The organism is [Mycobacterium] fortunisiensis (assembly GCF_019050325.1).
GTDB lineage: Bacteria > Actinomycetota > Actinomycetes > Mycobacteriales > Mycobacteriaceae > Mycobacterium > Mycobacterium fortunisiensis.
Map to the genome: position 1 here is coordinate 137,011 of NZ_VOMB01000005.1, position 12,967 is coordinate 149,977.

A 12,967-nucleotide genomic window follows, 5' to 3' on the forward strand; every position below is an offset into this window, starting at 1 on the left:
CTCGCGTCACTCCAGACTCAATCAGCCTCGTAGGAAACAGATTTCGGTTTGTCCACCTACGAGCGACAGAGGCTCACCACATATAGGGCACCAGGCGCGACCGCACCCGCTGCGTGTACTCCGCGTAGCCGTCGAGCTCGGCGGACAGCATCTTCTCCTCGTCATGGATGCGTGAGGCGAGCACCAGCACACCCGGAACGACGAACAGCAGCGCCCAGTAAGAGCCCACCGCGAGCGGCAACCCCACCAGCATCAGCACGTTGCCCGTGTACATCGGGTGGCGCACCAGCCCGTACAGACCGGTGGAGACGACCTGCTGGCCGGTCTCCACCTGCACCGTGGTCGAGGCGTAGCTGTTCTGGACCACCACCGCGACGACGACGATCAGGCCGAGGCCGAACAGCACAGCTCCGGCGACGCTGATCGTGGACGGCACCGTCGACCAACCGAATCGGTGGTCCAAGCCGCCGACCACACAGATCGCTGCCAGTGACAGGTACAGGCCGGCCATGACGATCTTCTGCACCGGCCGCCCTTCGGCGGTCGGCCCGCCACGCATCCGTCGTTGCAGTGCATCAGGTTTCGTCAGCTGAATGAACACACTGGGCAACCACACCGAAACTGCGAACACCGCCAGCAGCACCCAGGCCTGCCAGTAGTGGAACGAACCGGCCGGCACGAACAGCAGCGCGGCGATCGCGACAAGCTGAATCAGCCCGGATACCAACACATTGAGAACGGCTTTCACGATGCTCCTTGCAGCCGTTCACACAACACGTCGGCCAGGCCACGGACGGTGCCGACGGCCAAGTCGGACGGGGCGAGGCGGATTCCGGTCTCGGTCTCGATCCGGGTGCGCAGTTCCAGCGCCGCCAGCGAGTCGACGCCGTACTCCGACAGCGGCCGATCCGGATCGACGCTGCGCCGCAGGATCAGCCCGATCTGCTCGGACACCAGCCGCCGCAGCCGGGAGGGCCAGTCGGTGCGGTCGAGTTCGTCGAGTTCGGCCCGCAGCCTGCTGGTACCCGAAAGGTTTTGGCCGTTGGAGCGGAAGGCTTCGGCGAACGGACTGCGCTGGGCGAACGCGGTCAGCCACGGGGTACCGATGATCGGCGCATACCCGGTGTAGGGGCGATCGTGACGGAGCAGTGCCTCGAACGCGTGGGCGCCGTCGTCGGGCGTGATGGCGACACCGGTCCCTTCCGCGAAGGTCGTGGCCGCGCCGATCTGGCCCCACGCGCCCCAGGCGATCGCCCCGGCCGGCAGCCCCTGGGCCCGCCGCCACCGGGTGAAACCGTCCAGCCAGCTGTTGGCCGCGGCGTAAGCGCCCTGGCCCGGCGAGCCCACCAGTGCCGCCGCGGAGGAGAACGAGCAGAACCAGTCCAGCGACTGCCCACCGGGAGCTTGCTCCACAGCCTGATGCAGGTTCCAGGCACCGTAAACCTTTGGCGCCCAGTCGCGCTCGATGAGCTCGGCGGTGACGTTGGGCAAGGTGGCATCTTCGACCACCGCGGCGGCATGCAGCACACCTCGCAGCGGCAGCCCGGTGGCGGTCGCGGTGGCCACCAGCTGTTGTGCAGTGCCCGGTTCGGCGATGTCGCCGCACTGCACCACGACGTCGGCACCGATCGACCGGATCAGCTCGATCGTCTCCGACGTCGCGGAGTCCGGTTGCGAGCGGGACGTCAGGACGATACGCCCGCAGCCTGCGGTGGCGAGCTTCTCGGCGAGGAACAACCCCAGGCCACCCAGGCCTCCGGTGATGAGATAGGCGCCGTCGGGCCGGAACATCCGGGCCTGCTCGGGTGGCACCACCACGGTGCTGTGTCCGGTGTCCGGTACGTCGAGCAGGAGCTTGCCGGTGTGCTGTGCCGAGCCCATCACCCGGATCGCGGTGGCCGCGTCGGCCAGGGGATAGGTGGTGAACTGCGCCGGCGGCAGGTCACCGTTGGCCGCCATCCGGTACACGGTGCGCAACAGTTCCCCGACCCGTTGCGGGTGACTCAGCGACATCAGCGCCAGGTCCAGATAGTAGAAGGTGAGATTGCGGTGGAATGGCAAGAGACCCAGCCGGGTGTTGCCGTAGACGTCGCGTTTGCCGATCTCGACGAACCGCCCGCCGATGGCCAGCAGCTCGAACCCGGCCCGTTGCGCCGCACCGGTCAGGGAGTTGAGCACGATGTCAACGCCGTAGCCGTCGGTGTCGTTCCGGATCTGCTCGGCGAAGTCTGTGCTGCGGGAGTCGTACACGTGCTTGATCCCCATGTCGCGCAGCAACTGTCGGCGCGCTTCGCTGCCGGCGGTGGCGAAGATCTCGGCTCCGGCGGCTTTCGCGATGGCGATGGCCGCCTGCCCCACCCCGCCGGTGGCGGAGTGGATCAACACGCGGTCACCCGAGGTGATCCGGGCCTGCTCGTGCAGGCCGTACCAGGCGGTGGCGGTGGCCGTGGCGACCGCGACGGCCTGATGGTCGGACAGGCCGGGCGGAAGTGTGACGGCGAGGTTGGCGTCACACGTGACATAGGTTGCCCAGCAGCCGTTCCGGGACACACCGCCGACGCGGTCACCCACCCGGTGGTTGGTGACGTCGGGGCCGACGGCGGTGACCACCCCGGCGAAATCCATGCCCAGCTCCGGCAGTTGGCCGTCGAAGCTGGGAAACAGGCCCATTGCCACCAGCACGTCGGCGAAGTTTAGGCTCGACGTGCTGACCGCCACCTCGATCTGTCCCGGGCCGGGCGGAACCCGGTCGTAGCCGGTGAGTTCCAGCGTTTCCAGGTCGCCGGGTGTGCGGATCTGCAAGCGCATCCCGTCGGAACCGAAGTGGGCGACGGCCGCGCCCCGATCCTCGGGTCGCAGCGGGGCCGGGCACAACCGCGCCGTGTACCACTCGCCGTTTCGCCAGGCCGTCTCGTCTTCGTCGGAGCCGCTGAGCAATTGGAGCGCCAACTGTTCGGCGTCACACGCGTCGTCGACATCGATCTGGGCGCTGTGCAGATGCGGGTACTCGGTGCCGATCACCCGGATGAGGCCGCGCAGCCCGGCCTGTTCCAGGTTGACGACATCACCCGGCAACACCGCCTGAGCGGCCCGGGTCACCACGAAGAGGTGCGGTAACCGGCCGGGTACCTGTAGCAGTTCACGGGTGAGGCGAACCAGGTGCTCGACATGCCGGCGGCCCCGCTCCGCGCACTCGTCCTCGGCGCCCGCGCCAGGTGGGCCGGTGAGGATCACCGCGCCGGCGAATCGACCGTCGCCCAGCTGTTCCTGGAGCGCAGCCGCCGCGACCGTGTGGTCGGCGGTTGGCGGCCAGTGCGTGGTGGTGCATTGCGCGCCCTGGGTTTTCAGGGCACCGGCGAGCGCGCCGGCCAACGGGTCCGGGGAGCCGTCATCGATCAGCAGCCAGGTGCCGGTGTCGGCCGGGGTGGATTCGGGCAGTGAATGCTGCTGCCACTCGATGTTCAGCAGCCGTTCGCCCAGCACGCGGTCCTTGAGGGCTTTCTCGGATACTGCCGTCCCACACCGCAACCCCTGCACTCGCAGCAGCACGCCTCCGTCTTTGTCGAGCACATCGAGATCGGCCTCGACCCCGCCGGCATCGACACTCGTCACCCGCGTGTAGCAGTAGTGGGCGGCGCGGGCCGAACTGTAGGAGCGCAGCCGCTGCACACCCAGCGGCAGCCCCAGTGCCTCCGTGCCAAGGGCCTGGACCGCAGGGCTGGCGCCAACGGACTGGAAGCAGGCATCCAGGAGGGCGGGGTGCACGCCGTAAGCGGCTTGCTGCGAACGGATTTGGGTGGGCAGGGCGACCTCGGCCAGCACAGTGCCAGAGTCTTCACCGGTGCGCACGGCGGCAAGGCCGCTGAACGCCGGACCGTACTGCACGCCACGGGCGTCGAGTGCCAGGCGGGTCTCCGCGCCGTCCGCGGTGTGCGGATGCGACGCGAGCAGGCCCGCCACATCGTAGGCGGGGGGTGGTTGATCTGCGGCGCTCCGCAGAACCGCGCTGGCTTGACGAACCGGTTGGCCGGACTGCTGGGATTCCACCGCGAAGTCGACGACACCGGGTGAGACCAGCGACGTCGAGGCGCCGACCGCGGTCTGTGCGTCGAGCAGCAGCGCCTGCTCGAAGCGGATGTCGTCGACCTCGGAATCCTCGCCCAGCGCAACTCCGGCCGCCGCCAGCGCCATCTCGCAGTACGCCGCCCCGGGAAGCACGGCCACGTCCCGGATCCGGTGCTCGGCGAGCCAGGGCTGGGCGTCGGTGCCGACCTCGGCCTGCCACACGTGCCGTTCGGGTTCCTCCTGCAGCCGCACGTGCGCGCCCAGCAGCGGATGTACCGACACGGTGTGGCCGTTGCGGCTTGTCACGTCGCGATCGTTGCCGTCCAACCACATTCGCCGGCGGGTCCAGGTGGGCAGGGGCGCGTCCACCAGTTCCCCGCTGGGGTACAGGGCCGAGAAATCGATCGCGGCGCCCGCGCTGTGCAGATCTGCGGCGAAATCGGCCAGCCCGTGCGGCAACTGCTGCTCGCGGCGCATGCCGGCCAGGGTGGCCAGCGGCACATCCAGACTGTCGGCGGTCTGCTCGATCGCGTGCGTGAGCAGCGGGTGTGGCGCCAACTCGGCGAAGACGCGGAACCCGTCCTCCAGAGCGGCCCGCACCGCCGCACCGAACCGCACGGTGTTGCGCAGGTTCTGCACCCAATATTTGTTGGTGCACCACGGCTCTTCGCGCGGGTCGAACCCGGTCGCCGTGTAGAAGGGAATCTCGGGGGTCCGCGGGTTGACTTCTGCGAGAACGTCGGTCAACTCGGCAAGGATCGGATCGACCTGCGGCGAGTGCGAAGCCACGTCGACGGCGACCTGGCGCGCCATCACCTCGCGTTGCTCCCAGGCCGCGACCAGCTCGCGCACCGTCTCGGTGGCACCGCCGATCACCGTCGACTGCGGCGAGGCCACCACTGCGACCACGACATCCTTGATGCGGCGCATCGTCAGCTCCGAAAGTACCTGCTTGGCAGGCAATTCCACCGAGGCCATGGAGCCGGACCCGGCGATGGTGGCCATCAGCCGTGAGCGACGGCAGATCACCCGCACACCGTCTTCCAGGGACAGCGCCCCGGAAACCACGGCGGCGGCGGTCTCGCCCATCGAGTGCCCAATGACCGCGCCGGGACGCGCCCCGCGGGCCGTCATCGCGGCGGCCAGGGCGACTTGCATGGTGAACAGCGACGGCTGCACGCGGTCTATCCCGGTCACCACGTCGGGCGCCGTGATCGCCTCGCTCACCGAGAACCCGGATTCGGCGGCGATGAGTGGTTCGATCTGGGCCACCGTCGCGGCAAATACCGGCTCATTGGCCAACAGCTCGGCGCCCATCTGCGCCCACTGCGACCCCTGCCCGGAGAACACCCACACCGGTCCGCGGTCGTCCTGGCCGACGGCCGACCGGTAGGGAGTGTCGTCGTCGGCGACCGCCCGCAGCGCCCGGCTCAGTTCCTGACGGTCGGCGGCAGTGACGGCGGTGCGCACCGGGCGGTGCGCGCGTCGACGCGCCAGCGTGTAGGCGAGGTCCGGCAACGACACGTCCTCGTGCGTCTGCACCCAGTCGGCCAGCCGACCCGCGGTGCGGCGGAGCTCGTGGGCCGAGGTCGACGACAGCGGGAACACCAGCGGTGTTCCGGCTTCTGCTGTTGGGCGGTGCCCGTTGGTGACCGCCTTGTCTGCGGGTTCGGGAGCCTGCTCCAGGATGGCGTGCACATTGGTTCCCGAGACGCCGTAGGACGACACCGCTGCTCGGCGCGGTTGCCCCCCGTCGGCGCTGCCGGGCCACGCGGTGGTCTCCTGCGGCACGAACAGGTTGGTGCTGATCCGGGCCATGTCCTCCGGCAGGCGGTCGAAGTGCAGATTCTGCGGGATCGCGCCGTGCTGCAGCGCCAGGATCGCCTTGATCAACCCGACCGCGCCCGAGGCCGATTGGGTATGGCCGACATTGGATTTCACCGACGCCAGCGCACAGGGACCTTCGATTCCGTAGACCTCACTGAGGCTGGCGTACTCGATGGGGTCACCGACCGGGGTGCCGGGACCGTGCGCCTCGACCATGCCGACGCTGCCGGCCTCCACGCCCGCTGCCTGCAGGGCCGCCCGGTACACCGCGGTCTGCGCGGTGACCGATGGCGTCGAGATGTTCACGGTGTGGCCGTCCTGGTTGGCGGCCGTGCCACGCACGACGGCCAGGATGCGGTCGCCGTCGCGCAGCGCATCGGGCAGACGCTTGAGCAGCACCACCGCGCAGGCCTCACCGCTGACATAGCCGTCGGCCGCGGCGTCGAACGAGTGGCAGCGGCCGGTGGGGGACAGGTGGCCGGCCGCCGTGCCCGCGACGTACTTGCGCGGATCCAACATGACGTAGGCGCCGCCGGCAAGGGCGAGATCGCTCTCGCCGTCGTTGAGGCTGCGGCAGGCCGTGTGCACGGCGAACAGGCCCGAGGAGCATGCGGTGTCGAGCGCGAGCGCGGGACCGTGGAGTCCGAGGGTGTAGGCGATGCGCCCGGCGGCCATGGCCAGGGTGTTGCCCTGGAAGCCGTACGGCCCTTCCATGGCTTCGGAGCCGGCGCTGATCAGTTGGTAGTCGAGATGCGTCAGGCCCACGAACACGCCGGTCGAGGTATCCCGCACCCGCTCCGGGGTGAGGCCGGCATGCTCCATCGCTTCCCACGAGGTTTCCAGCAGCAGGCGATGCTGGGGATCGAGCGCGGTGGCCTCGCGCTCGTTCAGCCCGAAGAACTCGGCATCGCAACCGGCGACGTCGTCGAGGAACGCGCCCCATTTCGAGGCCGTCCGGCCCGGCACACCCGGCTCCGGGTCGTAGTACTCGTCGGAGTCCCAGCGGTCGGGCGGGACTTCGGTGACCAGATCGTCGCCCCGCAGCAATGCTTCCCACAGTTGCTCCGGAGACTCGATGCCCCCGGGCATCCGACAGGCCATGCCGATGACAGCAACGGCAGTGGTGGGCTCGTCGCGCTCACCGAATGAAACCATGTGGCCTCCTCCCAGCAACGACGACGTAGCGTTGCCCGCTGCTCGATTCATGTACTGGTTCCCCCGACCCAGGGCAAGACATTAATTGACGCAGACGTAGGTATGCCGGGTCAAGTACTTCGCCGGGGTCGGCCACTCGAACCTGTTCGCCACCCAAGTTTTATTTTCGCCCGTGTAAATGCCGTTGCTGTTGTAACTTCCATCGCGTGACACAGATGGTCGACACATCCCTTCCGGCGCTGCTGCGCGAGCGCGCCAGCCTGCAACCGGATGACGCGGCGTACACCTACATCGATTACGAGCAGGACTGGGCCGGCGTGCCCATCAGCCTGACGTGGCCACAGGTGTACCGGCGAACGCTGAATGTCGCCCGCGAGCTCAGGCTCTGTGCCGCACCCGGCGACCGCGCACTGATCGTGGCGCCGCAGGGGCTGGAGTACATCGTGGCTTTCCTGGGCGCGCTCGAAGCCGGACTCATCCCGGTGCCGCTCTCGGTGCCCTTCGGTGGCGTCACCGACGAGCGTGTCGACTCGGTGCTGCGCGACGCGTTGCCCGCCGCAATCCTCACCTGCACCTCCGTCGTCGACGGCGTTGTCCGTTCTGTCGCAGCGCAACCCGAGTTGCCCGCGCCGGCCATCATCGAGGTCGACGCGATGGATCTGGACGCGCCGGTGCGGTCCGGCGGCGCAGAGTTCGGACAAGCCGACGACTACCAGAGCACCGCATATCTGCAGTACACCTCGGGGTCGACCCGCTCGCCGGCCGGCGTGATGATCTCCTACAAGAACCTGTTGACCAACCTCGAACAGATCACCACAGACTTTCTGATCGACCACGGCGGCATCGCCCCGCCGGACATGACCATCGTGTCGTGGTTGCCCTTCTTCCACGACCTGGGCCTGATCATGGGGGTCTGCACCCCGGTCATCGGCGGATTCCACACGGTCTTCACCACCCCGGTGTCGTTCCTGCAGCGGCCGGCGCGCTGGATGCAGCTGATGGGCAGCCATCCGCACGTGTTCACGTCGGCACCGAACTTCGCCTTCGAGTTGGCGGCGCGCAAAACCACCGACGACGACATGGCCGGGCTCGACCTGGGTGGTGTGCTGACCATCCTCAGCGGCGCCGAGCGCGTACAACCCAGCACGGTGCAGCGCTTCAACGACCGGTTCGCCCGCTTCAACCTGCCCCCCGCGGCGATCCAACCGTCCTACGGGCTCGCGGAAGCCACGTTGTACGTGGCCACCCGCAGGCCGGGCCGGGCTCCCGACGTCGTCAACTTCGATTCCGAGGCACTGGCGGACGGCCGCGCGGTGCGCACCGCGGGTGCCGACGGTGCCCCCCTGATCAGTTACGGATCACCGATCTCCGAGGTCTCGCCGCTGGTGCGGATCGTCGACCCGGAGACGCGCATCGAGTGCCCGGCGGGAACCACCGGCGAAGTCTGGACCGCCGGCGACAACGTCAGCGCGGGCTACTGGCAGAAACCGGAGGAGAGCGAGCGCGTCTTCCGCGCCACCATCGTGGAGCCCACGGCCGGTACTCCCGCAGGCCCCTGGCTGCGGACGGGGGACCTGGGCTTCATATCCGACGGCGAATTGTTCATCGTCGGTCGTATCAAGGATCTGCTGATCGTCTACGGGCGCAACCACGCCCCCGACGACATCGAGGCGACGATCCAGGAGATCACCGGCGGCAGGTCGGCGGCAATCGCCGTTCCCGACGACGGCACCGAACAACTCGTCGTGGTCATGGAAGTCAAGAAGCGCGGCGACTCCGATCAGGAAGTGAAGGCCAAACTCGACGTCGTCAAACGAGAAGTCACCTCGGCGATCTCAAACTCGCACGGCCTCGCGGTCTCGGATCTGGTGCTCGTCCCGCCCGGCTCGATTCCGATCACCACCAGCGGCAAGGTCAGGCGATCGAGTTGCGTCGAGGAGTACCAACGGAACAGGTTCGCCCGCCTGGACGCCTGACCGCTCGAACATGTGGGCCCCGCACCATAGCGGTGCGAGGCCCACATATCTTGGTAAGCAACCGATTACGAGCCGTCCGTCGGACTAACCCGAGCAGAACCCCAGCAAGCAGTCGATGGCGACAGACAGATCGGGGATCGGCAGTCCGATACCGGGCAGGCCGGGTAGGCCCCGGACACCCAGCCAGCCGACACCGCCCAATCCGCCGGAACCACCCGAGGCCTGACCCAGTTTGACCGCGAACCCGCTGCCGCCGGTACCGCCGAGACCACCGGCCGCCAACGTGCCCGAGGCCGCGCCGCCGGTTCCGCCGTTCCCGCCGATGGCCGCTCCGTCGATGCTGTAGGTGGGGCTCAAGAAGTTGTAGGCCGCCCCGCCCGAGCCGGCGGCGCCGCCGATCGTGACGCCCTGTCCACCATTTCCGCCGTTGCCGCCGATCGCGTACGACGGAGTGCTGTCGACGCCGGTGAACTGGGTCATCACCGTCAAGAGATAGTCGGTCACCGACAGCCCCAAAACGATTGCGGTACCCCCCGCCCCGCCGAGCCCGCCGATGGCGCTCGTCGCGGTGCCGCCGGTCCCGCCATTCCCACCTTTGACGCTGCCGGCGTGGTACTTCCCATCGAAGTATCCGAATCCGAGGCTGAGCACCGACCCGCCGGCCCCGCCCACGCCGCCACTGACGCCGCTGCCGCCGTTCCCGCCATTGCCGCCGTTGCCGCTCATCAGCCCACCAGAGCCACCCGCCCCGCCGGCGCCGCCGATCAGCCCGCCGTCCCCGCCGTTGCCACCATTGCCGCCATTGCCGAACAACAGGGCGGATCCGCCGTTTCCGCCGCTCTGGCCATCCGCGCCGTTGCCACCGTTCCCGCCGTTGCCGACCAGACCGGCGGCTCCCCCATTGCCGCCGGCCAGGCCAGAGCCGGCCGGCGCCGAGTAGCCGTCACCGCCGTTGCCGAAGAACCAGCCGCCTTCCTTGCCATCCGGGCTTTCCGCCGTCCCGTCGGCGCCGTTACCGACCAGCGCACGGCCCTCCCACTGATTGGTGACGATCGCAGTGAGGACGTCCTGAACGCTGATGTCTTTCGGGTCGACGAAGATATTGAGCAGCGTGCTGCCCGCCGTGCTGGTCACCGAGTAGAGGAGGTCGCGAATCATCTGCTCTACCGGGTTGGCCGCGGCGGCAGCGGCGGCAGTGACCCCGGACGTGGTGGAGTCGGTGGTGAGCGTGTTGTCGGCCGCCGCCGCGGTGGCGGTGATTCTGGGCCTGGTGACTCCGGATGTGGTGGTGCCGGTCGCGGTTTCGGGTGCGGTGGCGTCTGTGGTGGCGTCTGTGGCGTCGGCGGGTGGTGTGTCTGTGCTTTCGGTGGACGTCGTGGCTGCGGGCGCCAGGGTTTTCGGCGCGACGGCGGACGCCGTCGACGGTCGCGTCGGCGTCGAAACCGAATTCGTGGACCCGGAACCCACGCCGCCGTCGGTGCGGTCGGAATCAGTTGTCGCCGTGTCGGGTTCGGGTTCGGTTCTGGTCTCGGGTCCGGCACTCGGGGCCGTCGGGGTGGTGTCGTCCGAGGGCTGAGCGTTGGCGTGCGACGGCTTGGCCGTCGATGACGTGGAGCCATGGATGGTTCGGTGCGTGCCGCCGTGGAAGGCTTTCTTCAGCTTGTCAACCGCAGCTTCTTCGGGGTCGTCGGTGGTTCCCGATCGTTTACCGGTGCCGGCGGTGTTCCTGCCGGGCGCCGCGGATTTGGTGGCTTTCTTGCGTGCCGACGTGGAGTTGTTCTTGGTTCCCTTGCTCGACTCACTGCTCTTGGCCGAACCATCAGATCCGCCAGAGGTGTCCGCGTAGGCGATGGCTGGCGCGCCGGCGAGCGAAGCGCACACACCGAGGGTGACGGCGCCCGATACCAGCCACGTCGAGGCCTTGGCGTTTCTTGCGGCGGCAGCGTGCCGGGCCTGGTAGCGCCGCCTCTTCGCCTTGGCATTCGCACGGTGCTTGGCTGTCATACTCCAACTTCCGGTCATATGAACGACGCGCAACTTGAGTCATAGCAAATTGACGACCTGGTAGAAATGGACAATACAGGGTCTGGGCCGGTTCAGGTCAAGTAGGGATGTTTACGAGCATTCTGGCGTGAGACCACACTGACCTGCGCTTTTCGCGTGCGGAATGGGCTGCAGATTCAAATTATTCTGCCCGGCGGTCTGGGCGCCGCGACTTGTCGGTGGTCGAATATATGTTCGATATATGCAGGCAGGGGCAGTCGAGGCGGTGGCGGGGTTACGCGCGGCGTTCGACGCGTTGGCTGCCTGTGATTTCGAGGCACTGACCCGCCCTGAGGTGTTGGCGGTGCTCGACGAGTACGAAACCTTGACCTGCCAGCTGCCGTGGCTGCGGCAGCGGCTGCTGGCCCAGCTGCAGGCCCAGACCACCCCGCCGGAGTTGGGCGCGAAATCCTGGAACGAGGTGCTGCGGGTCCGGTGGCGACTGTCGAGCGCCGAAGCCGGGCGCCGCCTGGGAGAGGCCGCCGAGCTGGGACCCCGACGCACCCTGACCGGTCAACCCCTGCCCCCGGCGCTGCCCGCCGTCGCGGCTGCCCAAGCCGCCGGGGCGCTCAACGCCGATCACGTCAGCGTGCTGCGCGAGGCGATCCACCACCTGCCCGGGTTCGTCGATGCCGCCACCGCCGGGCAATTCGAAACCGACCTGGTCGGGATCGCGGTCGGGGTCGGACCCAAAGAACTCAAAGACACCGCCGCCCTACGACTGTTCCTGCTCGACCAGGACGGCCCCGAACCCGACGACACCGAACGCGCCCGCCGCCGCGGCGCCTCGATGGGCCAACAGGGATCCGACGCCATGACCGTCCTGCGCGCCAATCTCACCCCTGAGGCTGCCGCGGTCTACGAAGTGCTGTTCGCCGTCCTGGCCGCCCCGGGCATGTGCAACCCCGACGACGAGCAGCCCTGCACCTCGGGGACCCCCACCCAAGCCCAGATCGACAACGATCACCGCAGCCTGGCCCAACGCCAACACGACGCCCTGCTGGTCATCGGGCGGATCGTGTTGATGACCGGCGATCTGGGCCAACTCAACGGCCTACCGGTCTCGGTGATCATCCGCACCACCCTGCAGGACCTGGAGTCACGCGCCGGGATCGGTGTCAGCGGTGGGGGCCTGAGGATCCCCATCCGCGACGTGATCCGCATGGGCGGACACGCCCACCATCACCTGGCGGTGTTCGACCAGGCCACCGGCGCGGCCCTGGACTACTTCCGGGCCCGCCGGGTCGCCAGCCCCGCCCAACGCATCATGCTCATCGCCCGTGACGGGGGATGCACCAAACCATGCTGCACCGTCGGGGCCTACGGCTCCCAGGCCCATCACGCGGTCACCGACTGGGCCCAGGGCGGCAACACCAACGTCGACGAGATGGCCTTGGCCTGTGGCCCGCACAACCGCATGGTCACCAACGACGACACCGGCTACACCACCACCATCAACAACCACGGCGACGTCGAATGGCACCCACCACCAGGACTGGACCATGGACAACACCGCATCAACTACCACCACCGCCCCGAACTACTGCTCACCCCACCACCCCAGCCCCAGCCCGACCCGCAACCCCAGCGCCAGCCCGACCCAGAACCACCGTGGGAGTCGCTACCTCAACCCCAGCACGACGAGCCCGAACCCCCATGGCACCCCGACTGGGACCAACTCGGCGATACCAGCCTCGACGAGCCGACACTGACCGCACCCAACATCGAACACCTCTGGGACACAACCACACCCACACACCCCACCGACCCACAACTCCCACCCGGATGGACCCTGCTCGAACCCCACCCCAACCGACGCAACCCCCTCGACGGACACCCCCTCGACAGCGTCGCCCTCGACGACAAGGCAGTCCGCGGACCCTAACCCTGAGACGGTGCGG

At 68.4% G+C, this 12,967-nt stretch carries 5 protein-coding genes; 2 read left to right on the top strand and 3 right to left on the bottom strand.

The window, feature by feature from the left end; all coding sequences use genetic code 11:
* Window positions 1-73: 73 nt before the first annotated feature.
* Complete coding sequence (locus tag FR943_RS04290; RefSeq protein WP_217155100.1) at window positions 74-748, bottom strand: methyltransferase family protein; 675 nt, start codon at window positions 746-748, stop codon at window positions 74-76.
* Window positions 745-7,047: a sulfolipid-1 biosynthesis phthioceranic/hydroxyphthioceranic acid synthase gene (pks2, locus tag FR943_RS04295; protein WP_217155101.1), complete on the bottom strand. Its 6,303-nt coding sequence runs from the start codon at window positions 7,045-7,047 to the stop codon at window positions 745-747. Before pks2 ends, FR943_RS04290 begins: the two co-directional genes overlap by 4 nt.
* Window positions 7,048-7,262: 215 nt before the next feature.
* On the opposite strand from pks2, the gene FR943_RS04300 reads away from it, so the two are divergent.
* The gene (locus FR943_RS04300) at window positions 7,263-9,023 is read left to right on the top strand and encodes an AMP-binding protein (RefSeq protein WP_217155143.1); all 1,761 of its coding nucleotides are present in this window, start codon (window positions 7,263-7,265) and stop codon (window positions 9,021-9,023) included.
* An 84-nt stretch (window positions 9,024-9,107) separates the two neighbouring features.
* Here the strand turns inward: FR943_RS04300 and FR943_RS04305 are convergent, their stop codons facing one another.
* A complete protein-coding gene (locus FR943_RS04305) occupies window positions 9,108-11,027 on the bottom strand; it encodes a PGRS repeat-containing protein (RefSeq protein WP_217155102.1) in 1,920 nt (639 codons plus the stop codon).
* A 226-nt stretch (window positions 11,028-11,253) separates the two neighbouring features.
* Here FR943_RS04305 and FR943_RS04310 point away from each other — a divergent pair, with 226 nt between their 5' ends.
* Entirely contained in the window at window positions 11,254-12,951 is a 1,698-nt protein-coding gene (locus FR943_RS04310; RefSeq protein WP_217155144.1) for an HNH endonuclease signature motif containing protein, read from the top strand.
* Window positions 12,952-12,967 lie beyond the last annotated feature (16 nt).